We start from the raw sequence: 18,760 nt of genomic DNA on the forward strand, positions 1-18,760 counted from the left end.
GCCGGCCGGCCCGCCCGCGTCAGAAGTTGATCAGCGCGATCCCGGTGACGACGACGGCCGCCGCCGCGATCCGCGACCTCCCGAAGCCCTCGCCCAGCACGAGGCTGCCGATGATCGCGCCGAAGACGATGCTGCTCTCCCGCAGCGCGGCGACGGCGGCGGTCGCACCGCTGGTCTGCGCGTAGAGCACGAGCCCGTAGGCCACGAGGGACACGACGCCACCGAGCAGGCCGCGCGACACCGTCGACAGGCCGGCGGTCGCGACGGCCCGCCTGCGCACCGCGACCGCGACCAGCGGCAGCCACGGGCCCTGCAGCAGGAACATCCAGGCTGCGTAGCCGAGCACGTCGGTCGCCGCCACGGCCTGCGCGTCGACGACCGTGTACGACGCGATGCACACCCCCGTCGCGACCGCCGCGCCGATCGCGGGCAATTGGCGGCGCGAGGGGCGCCCGCCGTCCAGCGCGAGGCTGACCAGACCCGTCGAGATCACGAGCACGCCGACGAGCTGCCACGTCGGCAGGCTCCGGCCGAGCAGGGTGACCTCCACGAGCGCGACCAGCCACGGCGCCGTCCCGCGCGCGATCGGGTACACCTGGCTGAACTCGCCGAGCTGGAAGCTCGCGAGCAGCATCAGGTTGTAGACGACGTGCAGTGCCGCCGAGGCGAGGACGTACGGCCACACCCACGCAGGCGGCGGCCCGAGGACCATCGCCGCCGCTCCCCCGACGACGGTGTACGCGAGGCCGATCAGCCCGAACCCGACGAGTCGGTCGGACACGGTGTGCGCCATCGCGTTCCATGTCGCGTGCAGGAGCGCGGCGAACAGGGTGATGGCGACGAGCGGGCCGGTGAGGGCGGGCGAAGCGGCTGCGGCCATGCGGGCTCCCGGGCGTCGGTCCCGCCGGGGCGGGCACGTCGGATCGGAGCCCTCCGGGCTTTTGTCCCATCAGGTCTCGGCGGGCCGTGCGCGAGCGGCGGACCCGTCGTGGCGCCGCTCGGTCCAGACCCGGAACGCCCTCGTTGTCGGTCGTGAGGCGGGCGGCGGCGGAACCCTGGGCGCAACCACGTGCTGGTCCGGACCGTAACACCCTGGGCCGCAGGCCGCCGGGCGCCGACACCGGGCCGCAACACCGGGTCGCCGTGCGCCGGGTGCCAGGATGCGGCATGCGCATCGGGATCGCCCACCACTTCGGCTGGGCGGTCGCGGTGGCGGCCTCGGACGACCACCGGGTCGCCGACCGCCGCCGGATCGAGCTGGTCGAGCCCGGAACGCCGGTCGCGCCGGTGCACCACGACGGCGCCGGCCTCGACGACGCCGCGCTCGCCGAGATGCTCGCCGTCGTCCGGGCATCGGCGGCCAGGGCCACGGCACGGGCGCTCGACGCGATCGCCGCGGCGCTGGACGAGCCGGTGGTCTCGCTGTCGCTGCGCGCGTGGCCGGCCGGCTTCCCGACCGACCTCGCGACCGTGCGCCGCGCGCCGTACGAGTCCCGTGCCGACTCGGTCATGTACCTGCAGGTCCTCCATGCCGCGGCACGCGATCGCGGCTGGGCGGTGCACCTGTTCGACGCGAAGGACGCGCAGCCGCGGGCGGCGGCGCTCCTCGGCGACCGCGCCCACGACGTCCTGCACGGCCCCCGGGCCACACTCGGGCCACCGTGGACGAACGACCATCGGCTGGCGCTGGCCGCCACGGTGCTGGCCGCGCACCAGGGGGATGCCGGCGACCTCCGACCCTAGACGAGTAAGTCCGAACCCGGTCAGTGGTCGTAGGCGATCAAGGATCGGGTGATGGGCTGTCCGGTGGCGCGGTTGTGCCAGATCGCGGCGGTCAGGGCGAGCAGGCGCTGCCCGATCCGGGCGCTGACGCCGTCGATGCTGCGTCCGCCGTGCAGCTCGAGATCGAGTTGGCCCTTGAGGGTGTCGTTGACCGACTCGATGAGCTGGCGGATCGGTTTGAGCAGGTGTTCGCCCGGGCGTGGGGTGCGGTTGCGGTAGGAGGGCCGCAGCAGCACCACGCCACGCTCGGCCAGGTAGGTGTCGAGTTCGCGGGAGACGTAGCCCTTGTCGGCGATGATGGTCAGGCCGGGCCGGTCGGTGGTGAGGGTGGGGTCGTGGTCGAGCACGGCCATCAGGACCTGGCGTTCGTCGAGCTTCGGGTCGGCCAATGCCCAGGTGATTGGCAGTCCGGCCGGGGTGCAGACTAGGTGCAGGCGCAGCCCCCAGAACCACCGCGAGTGCGACGGGCAGTAGCTGTAGCCGGCCCACCCGGCCAGGTTCGAGCGTTTCGCGGTGGGCCGGGAACGGGCGCACTCGACCGGGGTGGAGTCCACGACCCAGACGGGGTCGGCCCACAGGTCGGTGTCGCCGGCCAGCTCGCGGATGACCCGCTTGATCAGTGACACCGCCGAGCGCAGCCGCTTGTTGTAGCCGGACTGGCCCGGCAGGTACGGGAACGCGGCTGGTAGCGCCCGGGGCACGAACCGTAGCCAACGGGCCTCGGAGCGGACTCCCAGCAGCACCTGCGCCACGGCCAGGGTGAGCAGCTCGGCGTCGGAGAGCTTCGGTGGCCTGCCCGGGCGGGTGCGTTTGCCCAGCCAGTCGTCGATCTTGACGTAGAGTGCGGTCAGGAGGGTGTTGAGGTCGGTCGTCACAAACTGATCTTCAACACCCTCCTGCCACGTCCCGGGCCGGCACGCCGTTAGGACTTACTCGTCTAGGGGCCTCGCGCAGCAGGCCCGGGTCCTCCGCCACCCCCGACGACGCGCCGCGCGGGACGCTCCCGATCCGTGCCGCGGCGGCGAGCACCAGGCCGCGGGTGGGGCCTGCACCACCCCCGTCGCGGGGGGTGGCGCCGAGCCGATTCGGGGGGCTTCACCAGCGAATCCGGACGCTCACCGGGCGACCCTTTCCTGTGTACGAGGCACGGCGCGGGAAGGGGACGTCATGACCGGGACTACTGCCCGCTGGATCGTCGCGCGGCTGGCGTTCGTTGTGGTCGCGGCGTGCATCGCGCTGTACGTCGGCAACGAGGCGATGGCGTTCGGGCACATGGTCACCCACATCCGGCACGCGCACCCGCACTCGCACTCGGCCACGCACACACCCGCTCACGACCCGGCGACGCTCGTCGCCGTCGAACAACCCGATCCCGCCGACTGTGCCGCCTCGCTCGGCACCCTGCGCACGGGCGGCGACGGTCGCGCCACGGCCTGCGTCGCACCCGCCCACGGCGCGGTGACCCCGCACCGCTCGACGACGAACGTCGCCGAGGGCCGCGCCCGCTGATCAGGGTGGGGTGTTGGGCCGGAACAGCGAGCCGGGTTCCTCCGGGTCGTCGACCGCGCCGGGCCCGCTGCGTTGCCGCGGCACCTGCGGCGGGTCGCCCGCCGGGGGCTGCGGGGTGGGCGGCGCGGGCACGGGCCGCCGCGCCGACCGACGCCGGTCGAGCACCAGCAGGACCAGCCCGGCGACGACGCACACCGCGGCGATGACCAGCCAGGCGGTGAGGCTCACCCGACACCCCGGACGGCCGCCGGGCGAGGCCGGCGTGGTCGGGAGGTCGGTGTCGTCATCGTCGCAGGGTCCGTCCGAAGGACGGGGCGGTCAACCGGAACGCGCAGGTCGTGGGCCGTCCGGCCGTCGCGCGCTGCGCCGATCGGCCGCTACGTCGCGATCGGCGCCTCCCTGCGGTGGCAGGCGCGGGCGTAGGAGGCGGGCGTCATCCCGATCGCGGCGGTGAAGTCGCGGATGAAGTGCGACTGGTCGAAGTAGCCCAGCTCGGCGGCGACCTCGGCCCACGGCCGATCGTGTTCCTCGGCCAGCCGGGCGGCGGCCTCCTGCAGCCGGTAGCGGCGCAGCACCCACTTCGGGCTCACCCCGACGTAGCGGGCGAACAGCCGCTGCAGCCGTCGAGACGGGATCGCGAACCGCGTGGTGACGTCGTCGACCCGGGTGGTCGTGCGGTCGTGCAGCAGGTCGGCCACGATCCGCCCGACGAGCGCGACGTTGGGGTCGGGCTCCGGCCACCGCGCCCGCAGGAACGCCTCGACCTGCGCGACGAGCTCGTCGACCGGGCCGGTCATCGACGCGGCGAGCGCCGCCGCGGGCGGGCCCCACAGCTGCTCGGCGAGCATCCCGGAGCCGGTGAGCGCGGAGACCGGCGACCCGAGGAAGGGCAGGAACGCCCCCGGCCGGAACTTGGTCCCGAACACCCGGCCGACGCCGCGGTAGGTGTAGGTGAACCGGTCGAGCCCCACGCCCGCGACGCTCAGCACCCCGCCGTCGAGCACCAGGTTGACGCAGGGGTGCGGCAGCAGCGTGACCGACGCGCTGCGCCCCTCCGGCAGCTCCCACGTGACCAGCCAGTGCCGCTCGACGAGCGACGCCAGATCGGGCGCGGGCGGGAACCTTTCGAGTGAGAAGTCGACGTCGCGCACGCCGAGCACGCCGTACTCGGTCGTGGTCGAGACGGTCGCCGGGTCCACCGGCACAGCATGGCCCACCGCACCGACGGTTTCCTGCGGAGGCGCGGGCTCACCGGCTCGGCGTCAGCTCCGGGATCTCGAGGTGACCGAGCGGCGGGCCGATCGACCGGGCCCTCGCGACGAGGTCGGACGCCTCGCGGCCCTGCGCCACCGCGATCTGCGCGAGCCGGGCGGCGGCCCACGACGCGAAGAGGGTCAGCGAGTCGCCGGCCACCCGGCCGGACTCGGTGAACTGGGCGCAGGCGCCGTCGAGGTCGCCGCGGGTCTGCAGGGCGATGCCGAGCGCGCGGTGGGCCGTGGCCGTCCAGCCACGGTGGCCGAGCGCGCGGGCGACGTCGAGCGCCTCCCGCGCGGTCGCCTCGGCCTCGTCGGTGCGGCCCGCCGCCGACAACGCCTCGGACCGGTGCCAGCAGGCGTAGGCGACGCCCTCCGGCGAGTCGAGCTCGCGCGCGAGCCGCAGCGCGGCGTCGGTCTCCGCGAGCCCCTCCTCCGGACGGCCCAGGAACACCAGACCGTGGCCGCGGGTGGAGCGCGGGGTGACCACGCGCAGCAGGTCGCCCGATCCGGCGAAGAGGTCGGCGACCCGCCCGAACAGCTCCACCCCCTCGGCGATCCGGCCGTCGAGGAACGTGGCCATCGCCCGGCCGTCGAGGATGCGGGCGACGCCCTGTCCGTCCCCGAGCTCCTGGTAGAGGACGAGGGCCTGCTCGGAACGGGCGGCCGCCCGCTCGGCACGGCCGAGGTTCATGTCGAGGATCGCGGCCGTCTCCAGGGCCAACGCCCTCGCCGCGGGATCGTCACCGGCCTCGACGAGGGCCAGCTCTGCGAGGTCGGCCGCCGCCCACGGGTCCCGCGCACCCGACGACAGCATGGCCAGCCGTGCCCGGCGCCGGGACCGGTCGGTGGGCGCACCCGTCAGCGCGGCGCGCAGGTCGCCGGCGGCGCCGTCGATGTCGCCGTGGGCTGCTCTCGCGGCCGCCCGGTACTCGTGCAGCTCGGCCGCGACGGCACCGCGCGGCTGCAGGCGCAGCCCCGCGTCGGCGAGTGCGGCCGCCTCGCGGGTCGCGTGCGCGTCGAGGGCGGACGCGGCGGCGCGCGCATAGGCGAGGGCGGCGGCGCCGGTGTCGCCCGCCTCCCGGTGGTGCCGCGCGACGTCGGACGGGTCCGCCTCGGCCGCCTCCAGCGCGCGGGCGAGCAGCCCGTGCAGCCGGCCGCGGTCGGCGCGGTCGAGACCGGCGACGACCGTCTCGGCGACGAGGTCGTGCGCGGTGGCCCAGCCCATGTCGCCCAGGCGGAGCAGGCCGTCCGCGGCCAGGGCGGCCAACCGGTCGAGGACGTCGCGGCCGTCGGCACCCAGCGCCGCGGCGACGGTCCCCGCGGGCACCTCCCGACCTGCGATCGCCACGAGCGCGAGCAGATCGGCGTCGCGGTCGCGGTACCGGGCCGCGCGGCGGGCGATGCCACGCCGCTGCCCGGCCCTGGCCAGCTCGCCCGCCCGGCCCGCGGCGTCCGGCGCGGTCGGCCGCCAGCGCCCGCCCACCTGCACGACGTCGCCCGCGGCGGCGAGCCCGCGGAGCACCTCGACGACGGCGAACGGCGTGCCGTCGGTCCCGTCGGTCAACGCGCGGACCAGCGCGGCGTCGTCGACCAGCCGTTCCAGCGCTGCCGCGCCGAGCGGGCGCAACGTCATCACGGGCAGGCCGCGGGCATGCCGGATCCCGTCGAGGGCGTCGCCGTCGATCTCGGCGGGCCGGAACGCGAGCACCGCGGGCAGCGTCGGGACGCGGGCGAGCACGGAGCCGAGCAGGGCCAGGCTGCTCGGATCGGCCCACTGCAGGTCGTCGACGAGCAGCGGCGCGCCGGCCGCCGTCAGCAGGCGCAGCCCGCCGGCGAGCAGGAGTGCGCGCCGGGTCTCGCCGTCCAGGACCACCGGCGGGCCCTCGGGGACGGGCAGGAGCTCGGGCAGCAACTCGGCGAGGGCGTCGCGGACGCGGGCGGGCAGCGTGTCGACGATCCCCGCGTCCAGCGACACCGCCTCGCGCAGCAACGACCGCGCGAGACCCCACGTCTCCGTGCGCTCGGCCAGGTAGGCCTGCCCGGCGACGACGGGGACCCCGAGCGTCCGCGCCAGCTCGGCGAGCAGCCGCGACTTCCCCGCACCCGCTCCCCCGGCCAGCCCCACGACGCGCCCGGCGCCGACGGCCGCGCGCAGCCGCCCGAGCTCGTCGTCGCGCCCGACGAAGGCGGTCCGGCCCACGGGCTCCCCCGCGGGGCGCGGGCGCCCCCGCCCGCCGGGCGACGGCACGCCGACGCCCTTGCGCGCCAGGCGTTCCCGCAGCGACGTCACCGCGTCCGACGGTGCCACCCCCAGCTCCGTGCCCAGCGCCCGGCCCAGCTCGTCGAGGCGGGCGAGCGCACCGGCCCGGTCCCCGACCGCGGCGAGGGCCTCGGCCAGCAGGAGCGTCGACGACTCGCGCAACGGATCGGCGGCGACCGCGTCGGCGGCGTACCGGGCCGCGTCGCCGGGAGCGCCGACGGCGAGCGCTGCGCGCGCGGCGCCCTCGCAGGCCTCGACGTGTGCGCGCCGCAGCCGGTCGCGGACGCGTTCGGCCCAGTCGGCGTAGGCGTCCTCCGGGAGCGGCTCACCCCACAGCGCGAGCGCGGCGCGGTAGCGGTCGAGCGCCTCGCCGGGCCCCGTCGTGCGGGCCGCGGCGACGTGCCCGAGGAACTCGGTGACGTCGACGGTGCAGCGGCCCAGCGCGTACCCGCCCGCCCCGGTGAGCACGACGCCCGGGTCACCGACCGCGCGCCGGGCCCGGTTCACCAGCACGCCGAGGTTCCCGGGCGGGTCGGCCGGCAGCCGCTGCGGCCAGAGCGCGTCGGCGAGCACGTCGTGCGGGACGAGGTCGCCGTCGTGGACGGCGAGCACGCGCAACATCGTCCGGACCTTGCGGCCGCCGAACGCCGCGGGCGCCACCTCCGCGCCCTCGCGATGCACCTGGAAGCGCCCCAGCAGCTGGAACCGGACACCGGGCGTCACGGCCGACATCGTCCTCGCGTCGCGCGACCGCCATCAGCCGCCATCCGGTTGCAAGGTCGGTACGCGAGGGTCGGCGCCCGGCCACCACCGAGGCGGCCACCACCAGGGAGGACGAGATGAGCCACGAGCAGCAGGACTTCGCCGCCCCCACCGAGACCCGGGAGTTCCCCCACGGCAGGCTCGACCTGCTGCGGGTCGCGGGCGCCGACATCGGCAGGCTGACGTTGCAACCCGGCTGGCGCTGGTCGACCGACGTCCGGCCGATCGCGGGCACCGAGCTGTGCGAGGCGCCGCACTTCCAGTACCACGTCAGCGGGACGCTGCGGGTGCGCACGGCCGACGGCACCGAGTTCGACGCCGTCGCGGGCCAGGTCACGGCGCTGCCGTCGGGACACGACGCCTGGGTGGTCGGCGACGAGCCCGTCGTGGTGGTCGACTGGTGGGGAGCATCCGACTACGCACGAGGTGAGTGACATGCAGGCAGCCGAGATCTACCGACGGGCGAGCGCCGACTTCGCGGCCCGCGTCCACCTCGCCGAGGGCCGTTGGGGCGCACCGACCCCCTGCCCCGAGTGGGACACGCGCGCCCTGGTCAACCATCTGGTCAACGAGGAGCGCTGGACCCCGCCGCTGCTCGGCGGCGCGACGATCGAGGAGGTCGGCGACCGGTTCGACGGCGGTCTGCTGGGCGCCGACCCGATCGCGACGTTCGACGAGGCCGCGGCGGCGGCGCTGGCCGCGGTGGAGGCCGTCGACCCCGAGCAGCCGGTGCACCTCTCGTTCGGCGACCGGCCCGCCCGCGAGTACGTCACCCAGCTCGCCGCGGACCACCTCGTGCACGCCTGGGACCTGGCGCGGGCGCTGGGCGAGGACGAGAAGCTCGACGCCGGCGCCGTCGACGCGGTGCTGGCCTGGTTCGGCCCGACCCAGGGCCTCTACCGCGAGATCGGCGTCATCGGACCCGAGACGCCCGTCGGCGCCGACGCGAGCGCGCAGGACCGGCTGCTGGCGATGTTCGGGAGGACGCCATGACCCCGCACCCCGACGGCGCCGCGGCCCTCGCCGCGGTCGCGCGCTTCAACGACGCGTTCGACCGCCGCGACGTCGACGCCGTCATGGCCGCGATGACCGTCGACTGTGTGTTCGAGGACACCGCACCCCCGGACGGCACCCGGCACGTTGGGCAGGAGGACGTGCGGGCCGCGTGGGAGAAGCTGTTCTCCGGCCCGGGCACGTTCACCACGGAGGAGGTGTTCGCCGCGGGCGACCGCGTCGTCGCGCGCTGGCGGTACGAGTGGGGCGACGGCCACGTCCGTGGCGTCGACGTCTTCACCGTCCGGGACGGCCTGGTCGCGGAGAAGCTGGCGTACGTGAAGGGCTGACGCGCACCGCCCGTCAGCTCCGGCGGGCCATCTCCTCGAGGCGCCGGATGCGGTCCTCGATCGGCGGGTGCGTCGAGAAAAGCCGGGCCATCTGCTCGCCCGCGCGGAAGGGGCTGGCGATCATCAGGTGCGACTGCGAGACCAGCTGCGGGTCGGGCGGCAGCGGGGCCAGCTGGGTGCCGCGCTGGAGCTTGCGCAGCGCCGACGCCAGGGCGAGCGGGTCGCCGGTGAGCTCGGCGCCCGACGCGTCGGCCTGGTACTCGCGGCTGCGGCTCACGGCCATCTGCACGACGGCCGCGGCGATCGGCCCGAGCAGCGCGAGCAGCAGCGTCGTGAAGACGCCGGGCCGTTCCTCGTCGCCGCCGCCGAAGAGTCCCGCGAACATCGCCATGTTGGCCAGGAAGCTCACCATCGACGCGAGCGCGCCCGCGACGCAGGAGATCAGGATGTCGCGGTTGTAGACGTGGCTGAGCTCGTGGCCCAGTACCGCACGCAGCTCGCGTTCGTCGAGCAGCTCGAGCAGGCCCGTCGTCGCGCAGACGGCGGCGTGCCGGGGGCTGCGACCCGTCGCGAAGGCGTTGGGCGCGCTGGTCGGGCTGATGTAGAGCTGCGGCATCGGCTGGCGCGCGGCGCCGCTGAGCTCCCGGACGATCCGATACATCCCCGGCGCCTCGGGCTCGGTCACGGGCCGCGCGTGCATCGCCCGCAGCGCGAGCGTGGCCGAGTTGAAGTACGCGTAGGCGTTCATGCCGAGCGCGACGAAGACCGCGACGACCAGGCCCGTGCGCCCGAACAGCGACCCGACGAGCACGACGATCGCGCTCATCGCGCCCAGCAGCAGCGCGGTCTTCAGCCCGTTCATGTGCCTGTGCACGGCCCTTGCGTCCCTTCAGCGATCCGGTTCCACTGGTTGAACGGACAAGGGCCGGCCGGCGTTCCGCGGCGCCCGGGTCAGGGGTTCACGGGGCGCAGCCCCGGCTCCGAGCGCGCGGCGTCGACCTCGGCCCGGCGGCCCGCCTCGAAGTGCTCCTGCGGCACGACGATGAACAACGCCTCGGCCTCGGCGGCCAGCGGGCCGTCGGCGGCGCCGAGCCGACCGGTGGCGCTGACCCAGAGCTTGCGCCCCTCACGCCGGTCGAGCCGCGACGTCACGTGCAGCCGGGTGCCGACCGGGATCGGCCTGCGGTACTGCGTGGTCAGCGAGGCCGTCACCGCCGGCTCCTGGAGGAAGACCTGCAGTGCGCCCATGACCTCGTCGAACACCGCCGCCACGAGGCCGCCGTGGACCAGCCCCGGCGCGCCCTGGTGCTCGGTCGTGACCTCGAAGACCGCGGTCAGCGTGAGGTCCTCGCCCGCGACGATGTCCAGGTGCAGGCCGTCGACCCCGGTGCCGCAGGCGAAGCAGTCGACGTGGTGCTCCCCGAGGTGCCGGCCGGGCGCCGGGGCGTCGGGATGCGCGACGGGGCGTGGCGTGGCAGAGGTCTCGATCGTCGAACCGGGCACCGTCGGACGGTAACCCGCCGGGCAGGATGTCGGCATGAGCACCGACGCCCACGCCGAGATCCGGACCGAGGTCACCGACCGCGTCGCCGTACTGACGCTGTCCAACCCGTCCCGCCGCAACGCCCTCAACCTGGACCTCTCCCGCAAGCTGGTCGACGCGGTCCACGCCGCCGAGAGTGACCAGGGCGTCGGTGCGATCGTCGTCACGGGCGAGGCGCCCGCCTTCTGCGCGGGCGGTGACCTGGCCGAGCTCGCCGAGGCCGACCACGCGGTGCTGCGTGAGGTGTACTCGGGCTTCCTCGCCGTGGCCAACTCGCCGCTGCCGACGCTCGCCGCGGTCAACGGCGCGGCCGTCGGCGCGGGGCTCAACCTCGCGCTGGCCTGCGACGTCCGGCTGGCCGGCCCCACGGCGCGGTTCGACACCCGCTTCGCCCAGCTCGGGCTGCACCCGGGGGGCGGCTACACGTGGATGGTGCAGCGGGCGCTCGGCGCGCAGGGCGCCGCGGCGATGACCCTGTTCTGCGACGTGCTCGATGCCGCCGAGGCGGAGCGCGTCGGGCTGGTGTGGCGCCGCTACGAGTCCGACGAGGCCCTGCTCGCGGGCGCGCTCGAACTGGCCGGCCGCGCCGCCGCGGCCGACCGGGGCCTGATCACGACGACCAAGTCCACGTTGCGGGTCACCGCGGACCTCACCCACGCGCAGGCGACCGAGGTCGAGGTCCGCGCGCAGGCCGTCACCGTGAACTCGGACGATTTCCGCGAACGGCTCACGGCGCTGCGGTCCAAGATCAGCACGCGGTAGCACACCGGACACGCCTGTGACCTCCCCTCTGCGAGGGGGACATCGGGGGGGTTGGGGAGTTAATCTCGGGTGACGGAATTCCCCGAACCCGAGGACTGACCTCGACATGACGACAGGCGACATCGACGTCGGTGACATCCCGCATTCTTCCGACGTCCCAGCGCCCCAGACCCGTGACCGCGTCGTCATCCGGTTCGCCGGCGACTCGGGCGACGGGATGCAACTCACCGGTGACAGGTTCACCTCCGAGACCGCGACGTTCGGCAACGACCTGTCGACGCTGCCGAACTTCCCCGCCGAGATCCGGGCCCCTGCCGGGACCCTGCCGGGGGTGTCGTCGTTCCAGCTGCACTTCGCGAACTACGACATCGTCACCCCCGGCGACCGGCCGGACGTGCTCGTCGCGATGAACCCGGCCGCGCTCAAGGCCAACATCGGCGACCTGCCGGCCGGCGGCATCCTCATCGTCAACACCGACGAGTTCACCAAGCGCAACCTCACCAAGATCGGCTACGACGCCGATCCGCTCGAGGACGGCTCGCTGGAGCCCTACCAGGTCCACCCCGTCGCGATGGCCACGCTGACCCGCGGCGCGCTGGAGGAGACCGGGCTCTCCAAGAAGGACGCCGAGCGCGCGAAGAACATGTTCGCCCTCGGCCTGCTCTCCTGGATGTACCACCGGCCCAGCGAGGGCACCGAGCGGTTCCTGCGCGAGAAGTTCGCCAAGCGTCCCGAACTGGCCGAGGCCAACATCCTCGCATTCCGCGCCGGACACGCCTACGGGGAGACGACCGAGTCGTTCGCGGTCACCTACGAGGTCGCGCCCGCGAAGCTGCAGCCCGGCACGTACCGCCAGATCACCGGCAACACCGCGCTGGCATACGGGATCGTCGCCGCCGGCCGGGTCACCGGCCTGCCGGTGTTCCTCGGCTCCTACCCGATCACCCCGGCGTCGGACATCCTCCACGAGCTGTCCAAGCACAAGGCCTTCAACGTCACGACGTTCCAGGCCGAGGACGAGATCGCCGGCGTCGGCGCCGCCCTGGGGGCGAGCTTCGGCGGGTCGCTCGGCGTCACCACGACGTCGGGTCCCGGGGTCGCGCTCAAGTCCGAGACGATCGGCCTGGCCGTGGCGCTCGAACTGCCGCTGCTGATCGTCGACGTGCAGCGCGGCGGTCCCTCGACGGGGCTGCCGACCAAGACCGAGCAGGCCGACCTGCTGCAGGCCATGTTCGGCCGCAACGGCGAGGCCCCGCTGCCGATCATCGCCCCGCGCAGCCCCGGCGACTGCTTCGACGCGGCGATCGAGGCGGCCCGGATCGCGGTCACCTACCGCACCCCGGTGATCCTGCTCTCCGACGGGGCGCTGGCCAACGGCTCGGAGCCGTGGAAGGTGCCCGACGCCTCCGCGCTGGGGACCGTCGACCCGAACTTCGCGACCGAGCCGAACGCCCCGGACGGGTCCGACGAGTTCTGGCCCTACCTGCGCGACGCCGACACCCTGGCCCGGCCGTGGGCCGTGCCGGGCACCCCCGGGCTCGAGCACCGCATCGGCGGACTGGAGAAGGCCGACGGCCGCGGCTCGATCAGCTACGAGCCCGACAACCACGACCGCATGGTCCGGCTGCGCGCGGAGAAGATCGGCGGCATCCGGGTCCCCGACGCGGAGGTCGACGACCCGAGCGGCGGCGCGGACGTCCTCGTCGTCGGCTGGGGCTCGACGTTCGGCCCGATCGTCGCGGGGGCCCGCCGGGTCCGCGGCATGGGCCACAAGATCGCGACGTTGCACCTGCGCAACCTCAACCCGTTCCCGGCCAACCTCGGGGAGCTGCTGCGCAGCTACCGCACGGTGCTGGTGCCCGAGATGAACCTCGGCCAGCTCGTCATGCTGCTGCGGGCGCGCTACCTCGTCGACGCGCAGTCCTACACCAAGGTGTCGGGCCTGCCGTTCAAGGCCGAGGAGCTGCAGGACGTGTTCCTCGGCTACCTCGACGGCAGCCATCCGTCGTCCGGGGAACGCGGCCCCGCGCCACAGGGAGTGGACGAATGACCGACCAGCAGATCGCGCCGGCGCTCGGCGCGCTCGTCGACCTCGGGCTGCCCGGGATCGGCGGGCTCGACAACGTGCCCACGGCCGAGCATCCCCAGTCCGCCAAGGACTTCACCTCCGACCAGGAGGTCCGGTGGTGTCCCGGCTGCGGCGACTACGCCGTGCTCGCCGCCGTCCGGTCGTTCCTGCCGACGCTGGGGATCAAGCGCGAGAACACCGTCTTCATCTCCGGCATCGGCTGCTCGAGCCGCTTCCCGTACTACCTCAACACCTACGGGATGCACTCGATCCACGGGCGGGCCCCGACGATCGCCTCGGGCCTGGCCATCACCCGGCCCGACCTGTCGGTCTGGGTCGTCACCGGCGACGGCGACGCGCTGTCCATCGGCGGCAACCACCTGATCCACGCGTTGCGCCGCAACGTCAACCTCAAGATCCTGCTGTTCAACAACCGGATCTACGGGCTGACCAAGGGCCAGTACTCGCCCACCTCGGAACAGGGCAAGGTCACCAAGTCCACGCCCATGGGCTCGATCGACCACCCCTTCAACCCGATCTCGGTGGCGCTGGGCGCGGACGCGACGTTCGTCGGCCGGGCGATCGACTCCGACCGCAAGAACCTCACCGCGGTCCTGGGCGCGGCCGCCGCGCACCGCGGCACCGCACTGGTCGAGATCCTGCAGGACTGCCCGATCTTCAACGACGGCAGCTTCGACGTCCTGCGCAAGGACGACAAGGAGAACCGCCTCATCCCGCTGACCCACGGCGAGCCCATCCGCTTCGGCCCCGCGGCCGAGGACGGGCTGGGCACGCACGCCGTCGTGGCCGACGGACTGACGCTGAAGGTCGTCGAGGCGGCGTCGGTCGACCCGTCGCGGATCCTCGTGCACGACGCGGACAACCACGAGCTGGCCTTCGCGCTGTCGCGGCTGTCGGACCAGGACCTCAACCACACGGTCACCGGCATCTTCCGCGACGTCAACCGCAGCACCTACGACGACGCCGCCCGCAGCCAGGTGGCCGCCGCCAAGGAGAAGGGCTCGGCCGACCTGCAGTCGCTGCTCAACGGCCGCGACACCTGGACGGTCGCAGGCTGATCCACTCCTGCCGACGTCGGGCGCGTCCTCCTCGGGGGGCGCGCCCGACGTGCGTCCGGGGTGGGCCCGCGCTCCTCGTCAGGCGTCGTGCGGGGCGGCGGGGCCGCGGTCGTTGTCAGGCGTCGTCCGCGGGACGGCGCGCGTCCGCGGGCTCGGGGCCGGCCTGCTCCCGGGGCCGTCCGACGCCCAGCTCGTCGAGGGCGCCGAGCGCCGCCTCGGCGCTGCCCGGGCGACCGCCGACGGGACCGTCCCAGGCGTCGAGAGCCGCGAGGGCCGAGCCGGGCCCACCCGGCGGCTCCGGCGTCGGCGTGGGTCGCGCGGTCACCGGCCGCGCGAGGCCCCGCGAGGGCGTCGTCGGGGCGGCTGCGGTCCAGCCGTGACCGAACGTCGCCCGCCGACGCACCGCGCGCCGGGCCGGCACCACGAACGCCACCCACGTGATCGCCGCACCCAGCAGGAACGCCACCAGGCACAGGAGCCAGACCTCACCGAACAGCCACGCCATCCCCGACCTCCTACCCGACGCCGATCTCGACCCGCCTGCTCGCTGCCGGGGTGGGCAACGGGTCGGCGTCGCCCACCCCGCGGGCGCTGACGCGGGAGGGGTCGACACCGTTGGCGCGCAACGCCTCCGCGACCGCCTGCGCCCGTTGCTGCGACAGCGCCAGCGCCACCTCGGCCGGGCCGGGGGTGTCGGCGGCGTGGCCGGTCAGCCGGACCCGTACGTCGGGATGCGCGACGAGCCACCGCCCGACGCCGGCCACCGTCTCCGCGGCCGCGCCGTCGAGCACCGCGCTGTCGGCCGCGAACGTCACCGGCGCGGCCGCGACCAGTGCCGCCAGCTCGGCCGCGGCTCCCGGCGGCGCGGGTGCCGGCAGCCCGTCCGGTACGCCCGGGGCCGCCTCGACCGACCGCACGCCGGCGACCCCGGCCACGATCTCGCGGGCCCGGTCGACGGCACCCGAGGGGACCTCGGTGAGCGCGACGTCGCGGCCCGAGACCGCGACGCGGACCCCGGCGAGCCCGGCCGCGGTCAGCGCCGCCGACGCGCGGGAGCCGACGTCCTCCCCGATCCGCGGACCCGGCCACAGCAGCGCGACCCCCGCCAGCACCGCGGGAACCAGCACCACCGCGGGCAACCACACCGCGAGGAACCGCCCGGAGCGCGCGGCGTGCGAGCCCATCGAGTCCCAGTCCTCCCGCCGGCCGTCCGGGTGACGGCGCTCACGCGCATCCCACCATGTCCGGGTTACGACGACATCACGCTCCGCTGTCGTCGGCGTCCTGTCGGTTCCGTTCCTCCCGCGGTTCTCGTTCGTCCACGACGGCCGGCCCCGGGCCGGGCAGGGTGGCTCGCATGAGCAGCGTTCTCGTCGTCGGAGCCGGGGTGATCGGCCTGACCGCCGCCGTCACCCTCGCCGAGGCCGGCCACGACGTCACCGTCCGCGCCGACCGGCCTCCCCTGGAGACGACATCGGTGGTCGCCGGGGCCCTGTGGGGGCCGTCGTTCGAGGAGCCGATGGCCGACACCCACGCCTGGACCGTGCACTCGCTCGGCGTCTTCCAGGAGCTCGCCACCGACCCCGCGTCCGGCGTCCGGCTGATCCCCTCGTTGTCGGTGAGCGCCGTCCCCGGCTTCGACGAGATCCCCCGCAGGCCCGGATCATCCCCGACCTGCGCGCCGTCGACCCGGCGGCCGTCCCCGCGGGCTTCACGAGCGCCGCGCGCGCGACGATGCCGCTCGTCGACATGCCGGTGCACCTGCCGTACCTGGTCCGCCGGGCCGGGGCGGCGGGCGTCACGTTCTCTCCCGGGCGCGTCGGCTCGCCGGCCGCCGCCACCCGCGAGTGGCCCGTCGTCGTGAACTGCGCGGGCCTGGGTGCCCGCGAGCTCGCGGCCGACCCGACGGTGTACGCGGCGCTCGGCCAGCACGTCGTCCTCGCCGACCCTGGTCTCGAGGAGCTGCTCATCGAGCTGACGACCGAGCCCGAGTGGGTGAGCGTCTTCCCGCACGGGACGCGTGTCGTCTGCGGCGGGATCCGCCGGCCCGGTGTCGAGGACACCACACCCGATCCGACGACCGTCCGGCGCATCCTCGACCGCTGCGTGCGGGCCGTCCCCGCGCTCGCCGACGCCGAGATCCTCGGCACGCCCGTCGGGCTGCGGCCCGAGCGGCCGTCGGTGCGGGTCGAGGCGGAGCGGCTGGGGTCCGCGCTCGTCGTGCACGACTACGGCCACGGTGGCAACGGCGTCAGCCTCTCCTGGGGTTGCGCCGCCCGCGTCCGCGAGCTGGTCGAGGGGGTGGGCCGCACCGGCTGAGAGGCCGCCCGAGCACGCCCGGGTCCGGCCGGTGACCGGCTTCACGACGGCGCGGCACCCACCCGGATGTTCTGATGGACCGGTGAGTTCCGACGCCCCGCCCGGTCCCCGCGGCGGTGCCGTCGCCACCCGGCTCGACGGCAGGGGCATCGCCGCGGCGGTCGTCGCGAACACGCTGTGGGGGCTGCTCCCGGCGTTCTGGGCCGCCATGGCCCCCGCGGGCCCGGTGGAGATCCTCGCCCAGCGCATCGTGTGGACGACGCTGATCATGTTCGGGGTCCTGACCTTCGTGCACGGCTGGGGCGAGCTGCGCGGCCTGCGCGCCCGCACCTGGTCCGCGATCGCCACCGGCGCGCTCCTCATCACCCTGAACTGGGGCGGGTTCATCGTCGCCGTGCAGCTCGGGTGGGTGCTCGACGCCGCGCTCGGCTACTTCGTCAGCCCGCTCGTCAGTGTGCTGCTGGGGGTGTTCGTGCTGCGGGAGCGGCTGCGGCCCGCGCAGTGGGTGGCGGTCGCCGTCGGCGCGGTGGCCGTCGCCGTCGTCGCGATCGAGAACGGCCGGATCCCGTGGATCGCGATCGTGCTCTCGGTGTCGTTCGGCCTCTACGGGCTGATCAAGAAGACGGTGCCGGTCGGCGCCACCGCGGGGCTCACCGCCGAGGGCATCGTGCTGGGCCCGATCGCACTCACCGTCGCCGTGGTCCTCGTCGTCACCGGGCACGGCACCTTCGCGACGCACGGCGCGGGCCACGCGGCACTGATGGTCGCGTCCGGGTTCGCGACGGTGGCTCCGCTGCTGCTCTACGGCATCGGGGCGCGCCGCGTGCCGTTGACCGTCACCGGCCTGCTGATGTACGTGAACCCGGTCCTGCAGTTCCTCTACGCCGTCGTCGTGGCGCACGAGGACATGCCCGCCGGCCGCTGGATCGGGTTCGGCCTGGTCTGGGTGGCTCTCGCGGTGTTCAGCGTCGACATGCTGCACACCGACCGCCGCCGACGCGCCACCGCCGCGTGACCAGCGGCGACCGCGGTCGCGCGCCGAAACGGCACGCCTCCGGCGCTCGTGATCAGCCCGTGCGTTCGACGACGTAGGCCGTGAGCGTGGCCAGTGCGCTGGTCGCCGCGCAGTCGGGGAGGATCGCGAGCTGCTCACGGGAGGCCTCGGCGTAGCGCGCCAGGGTCTCGCGCGACCGGTCGAGCCCGGGGCCCGTGCGCAGGAGGTCGAGCGCCTCCTCGACCTCGGCGTCGTCGCTGATCGGGCGCGCCAGCAGCTGCCGCAGCCGGTCGGCCCGCGGCTCCTGCAGCGCGTAGAGCATCGGCAGGGTCTGGACACCCTCGCGCAGGTCGGTGCCAGGGGTCTTGCCCGAGTCGTCGGAGGGCGACGCGATGTCGATGACGTCGTCGGAGATCTGGAAGGCGGTACCGATCGTCGCGCCGAAGCGGCGCAGCGACTCGGTCTGCTCCGGCGTGCAGCCGGAGAACATCCCGCCGTAGCGCCCGGAGGTCGCGATCAGCGAGCCCGTCTTCTCGGCGACGACGCGCAGGTAGTGCTCGACCGGGTCGTCGCCCTCGGCCGGGCCGCGGGTCTCGCGCATCTGACCCGTCACCAACTCGGCGAACGTCTCGGCGATGATGCGCACCGCGTCGGGCCCGAGGTCGGCCACGAGCCGCGACGCGTGCGCGAACAGGAAGTCGCCGGTGAGGATGGCGACGGTGTTGTCCCAGCGCGAGTTGGCGCTCTCCGCGCCGCGGCGCATCGTGGCGGAGTCCATCACGTCGTCGTGGTAGAGCGTGGCCAGGTGCACCAGCTCGACGACGGCCGCCGCGGTGATCACGTCGTCGTTGTCCGGATTCGGGCCGACCTGCGCCGAGAGCAGCGTGAACAGCGGCCGGAACCGCTTGCCCCCGGCGTCGATCAGGTGCAGCGACGTCTCCGCGACGAAGTGGTAGTCGGCCTGCACCTCGCGGTGCAGGAGGTCTTCGACCCGCTTCAGGCCGTCGGTCGTGACGGCGGCCAGTACGGGGTCTCCGACCTCGACTCCCGCGACGATGTGCGTCTCCACCCCTTCAGCCTACG

Annotated in this window: 20 protein-coding genes and 1 pseudogene; 11 read left to right on the forward strand and 10 right to left on the reverse strand. The window is 74.6% G+C overall.

Annotation, left to right across the window (positions count from 1 at the left end):
* Positions 1-19 precede the first annotated feature (19 nt).
* Positions 20-880: a DMT family transporter gene (locus PSED_RS27815; protein ID WP_013677567.1), complete on the reverse strand. Its 861-nt coding sequence runs from the start codon at positions 878-880 to the stop codon at positions 20-22.
* A 287-nt stretch (positions 881-1,167) separates the two neighbouring features.
* Between PSED_RS27815 and PSED_RS27820 the strand changes: the two genes are divergently transcribed.
* Positions 1,168-1,743, forward strand: a complete 576-nt coding sequence (locus tag PSED_RS27820) for a hypothetical protein (RefSeq protein ID WP_013677568.1) — start codon at positions 1,168-1,170, stop codon at positions 1,741-1,743.
* Between the two features lie 20 nt (positions 1,744-1,763).
* Here PSED_RS27820 and PSED_RS27825 read toward each other — a convergent pair whose 3' ends face one another.
* A complete protein-coding gene (locus PSED_RS27825; RefSeq protein WP_013672241.1) occupies positions 1,764-2,657 on the reverse strand; it encodes an IS982 family transposase in 894 nt (297 codons plus the stop codon).
* 292 nt (positions 2,658-2,949) lie between these two features.
* On the opposite strand from PSED_RS27825, the gene PSED_RS27830 reads away from it, so the two are divergent.
* Positions 2,950-3,291 carry a hypothetical protein gene (locus PSED_RS27830; protein ID WP_013677569.1) on the forward strand — a complete coding sequence of 114 codons (342 nt, stop codon included), beginning with the start codon at positions 2,950-2,952 and terminating at the stop codon, positions 3,289-3,291.
* Here PSED_RS27830 and PSED_RS27835 read toward each other — a convergent pair whose 3' ends face one another.
* From PSED_RS27835 to PSED_RS27845, 3 genes are all read right to left on the reverse strand, one after another.
* Positions 3,292-3,519, reverse strand: coding sequence for a hypothetical protein (locus tag PSED_RS27835; protein WP_013677570.1), 228 nt, complete (start codon positions 3,517-3,519; stop codon positions 3,292-3,294).
* Positions 3,520-3,668: 149 nt separating this feature from the next.
* Positions 3,669-4,490, reverse strand: coding sequence for an AraC family transcriptional regulator (locus tag PSED_RS27840; protein ID WP_041760059.1), 822 nt, complete (start codon positions 4,488-4,490; stop codon positions 3,669-3,671).
* 49 nt (positions 4,491-4,539) lie between these two features.
* Positions 4,540-7,530, reverse strand: a complete 2,991-nt coding sequence (locus PSED_RS27845; RefSeq protein WP_158511343.1) for an ATP-binding protein — start codon at positions 7,528-7,530, stop codon at positions 4,540-4,542.
* A 116-nt stretch (positions 7,531-7,646) separates the two neighbouring features.
* On the opposite strand from PSED_RS27845, the gene PSED_RS27855 reads away from it, so the two are divergent.
* From PSED_RS27855 to PSED_RS27865, 3 genes are read left to right on the forward strand one after another with little or no spacing between them, the layout of a single operon-like run.
* Complete coding sequence (locus PSED_RS27855; protein WP_013677573.1) at positions 7,647-8,003, forward strand: cupin domain-containing protein; 357 nt, start codon at positions 7,647-7,649, stop codon at positions 8,001-8,003.
* A gap of 1 nt (position 8,004) precedes the next feature.
* Positions 8,005-8,562 carry a TIGR03086 family metal-binding protein gene (locus PSED_RS27860; RefSeq protein WP_013677574.1) on the forward strand — a complete coding sequence of 186 codons (558 nt, stop codon included), beginning with the start codon at positions 8,005-8,007 and terminating at the stop codon, positions 8,560-8,562.
* Positions 8,559-8,912: a nuclear transport factor 2 family protein gene (locus PSED_RS27865; protein WP_013677575.1), complete on the forward strand. Its 354-nt coding sequence runs from the start codon at positions 8,559-8,561 to the stop codon at positions 8,910-8,912. The genes PSED_RS27860 and PSED_RS27865 overlap by 4 nt, the downstream gene beginning before the upstream one ends.
* 13 nt (positions 8,913-8,925) lie before the next feature.
* Here the strand turns inward: PSED_RS27865 and htpX are convergent, their stop codons facing one another.
* Both htpX and PSED_RS27875 read right to left on the reverse strand, forming a co-directional pair.
* Positions 8,926-9,786: a zinc metalloprotease HtpX gene (gene htpX / locus PSED_RS27870; RefSeq protein ID WP_041760061.1), complete on the reverse strand. Its 861-nt coding sequence runs from the start codon at positions 9,784-9,786 to the stop codon at positions 8,926-8,928.
* A gap of 77 nt (positions 9,787-9,863) precedes the next feature.
* Positions 9,864-10,415 (reverse strand): PaaI family thioesterase, encoded by a 552-nt coding sequence (locus PSED_RS27875; protein ID WP_013677577.1) that lies wholly within the window; start codon positions 10,413-10,415, stop codon positions 9,864-9,866.
* Between the two features lie 34 nt (positions 10,416-10,449).
* Here PSED_RS27875 and PSED_RS27880 point away from each other — a divergent pair, with 34 nt between their 5' ends.
* The 3 genes from PSED_RS27880 (at position 10,450) to PSED_RS27890 (ending at position 14,364) form a co-directional block, all read left to right on the forward strand.
* Complete coding sequence (locus PSED_RS27880) at positions 10,450-11,217, forward strand: enoyl-CoA hydratase (protein ID WP_013677578.1); 768 nt, start codon at positions 10,450-10,452, stop codon at positions 11,215-11,217.
* A 106-nt stretch (positions 11,218-11,323) separates the two neighbouring features.
* Positions 11,324-13,267: a 2-oxoacid:acceptor oxidoreductase subunit alpha gene (locus PSED_RS27885; protein WP_013677579.1), complete on the forward strand. Its 1,944-nt coding sequence runs from the start codon at positions 11,324-11,326 to the stop codon at positions 13,265-13,267.
* On the forward strand, positions 13,264-14,364 hold the full coding sequence (locus PSED_RS27890) for a 2-oxoacid:ferredoxin oxidoreductase subunit beta (RefSeq protein WP_013677580.1): 1,101 nt from the start codon (positions 13,264-13,266) through the stop codon (positions 14,362-14,364). Before PSED_RS27885 ends, PSED_RS27890 begins: the two co-directional genes overlap by 4 nt.
* A gap of 115 nt (positions 14,365-14,479) precedes the next feature.
* On the opposite strand, the gene PSED_RS27895 is transcribed toward PSED_RS27890, so the two are convergent.
* Together PSED_RS27895 and PSED_RS27900 are read right to left on the reverse strand one after the other, a co-directional pair.
* The gene (locus PSED_RS27895) at positions 14,480-14,869 is read right to left on the reverse strand and encodes a hypothetical protein (RefSeq protein ID WP_013677581.1); all 390 of its coding nucleotides are present in this window, start codon (positions 14,867-14,869) and stop codon (positions 14,480-14,482) included.
* A gap of 10 nt (positions 14,870-14,879) precedes the next feature.
* The gene (locus PSED_RS27900; RefSeq protein ID WP_013677582.1) at positions 14,880-15,548 is read right to left on the reverse strand and encodes an OmpA family protein; all 669 of its coding nucleotides are present in this window, start codon (positions 15,546-15,548) and stop codon (positions 14,880-14,882) included.
* Between the two features lie 173 nt (positions 15,549-15,721).
* Here PSED_RS27900 and PSED_RS35395 point away from each other — a divergent pair.
* The 3 genes and pseudogenes from PSED_RS35395 to rarD all read left to right on the forward strand — a co-directional run.
* Positions 15,722-15,973, forward strand: a pseudogene (locus PSED_RS35395) (FAD-dependent oxidoreductase); the annotation flags it as partial.
* A complete protein-coding gene (locus tag PSED_RS27905) occupies positions 15,859-16,683 on the forward strand; it encodes an FAD-dependent oxidoreductase (protein WP_202946315.1) in 825 nt (274 codons plus the stop codon). The pseudogene PSED_RS35395 and the gene PSED_RS27905, both read left to right, overlap by 115 nt.
* 82 nt (positions 16,684-16,765) lie before the next feature.
* Positions 16,766-17,698 carry an EamA family transporter RarD gene (gene rarD / locus PSED_RS27910; protein WP_013677583.1) on the forward strand — a complete coding sequence of 311 codons (933 nt, stop codon included), beginning with the start codon at positions 16,766-16,768 and terminating at the stop codon, positions 17,696-17,698.
* 52 nt (positions 17,699-17,750) lie between these two features.
* On the opposite strand, the gene PSED_RS27915 is transcribed toward rarD, so the two are convergent.
* The gene (locus tag PSED_RS27915) at positions 17,751-18,746 is read right to left on the reverse strand and encodes a polyprenyl synthetase family protein (protein ID WP_013677584.1); all 996 of its coding nucleotides are present in this window, start codon (positions 18,744-18,746) and stop codon (positions 17,751-17,753) included.
* Positions 18,747-18,760: the final 14 nt, after the last annotated feature.

The sequence above is a fragment of the Pseudonocardia benzenivorans CB1190 genome (assembly GCF_000196675.2).
Lineage (GTDB): Bacteria > Actinomycetota > Actinomycetes > Mycobacteriales > Pseudonocardiaceae > Pseudonocardia > Pseudonocardia benzenivorans.

What these genes read in the sequence shown, in the direction of transcription:
- PSED_RS27815 (WP_013677567.1), bottom strand. Translation starts at nt 880, where the DNA reads ATGGCCGCAGCCGCTTCGCCCGCCCTCACCGGCCCGCTCGTCGCCATC.
- PSED_RS27820 (WP_013677568.1), top strand. Translation starts at nt 1,168, where the DNA reads ATGCGCATCGGGATCGCCCACCACTTCGGCTGGGCGGTCGCGGTGGCG.
- PSED_RS27830 (WP_013677569.1), top strand. Translation starts at nt 2,950, where the DNA reads ATGACCGGGACTACTGCCCGCTGGATCGTCGCGCGGCTGGCGTTCGTT.
- PSED_RS27855 (WP_013677573.1), top strand. Translation starts at nt 7,647, where the DNA reads ATGAGCCACGAGCAGCAGGACTTCGCCGCCCCCACCGAGACCCGGGAG.
- PSED_RS27860 (WP_013677574.1), top strand. Translation starts at nt 8,005, where the DNA reads ATGCAGGCAGCCGAGATCTACCGACGGGCGAGCGCCGACTTCGCGGCC.
- PSED_RS27865 (WP_013677575.1), top strand. Translation starts at nt 8,559, where the DNA reads ATGACCCCGCACCCCGACGGCGCCGCGGCCCTCGCCGCGGTCGCGCGC.
- PSED_RS27880 (WP_013677578.1), top strand. Translation starts at nt 10,450, where the DNA reads ATGAGCACCGACGCCCACGCCGAGATCCGGACCGAGGTCACCGACCGC.
- PSED_RS27885 (WP_013677579.1), top strand. Translation starts at nt 11,324, where the DNA reads ATGACGACAGGCGACATCGACGTCGGTGACATCCCGCATTCTTCCGAC.
- PSED_RS27890 (WP_013677580.1), top strand. Translation starts at nt 13,264, where the DNA reads ATGACCGACCAGCAGATCGCGCCGGCGCTCGGCGCGCTCGTCGACCTC.
- PSED_RS27895 (WP_013677581.1), bottom strand. Translation starts at nt 14,869, where the DNA reads ATGGCGTGGCTGTTCGGTGAGGTCTGGCTCCTGTGCCTGGTGGCGTTC.
- PSED_RS27900 (WP_013677582.1), bottom strand. Translation starts at nt 15,548, where the DNA reads ATGGGCTCGCACGCCGCGCGCTCCGGGCGGTTCCTCGCGGTGTGGTTG.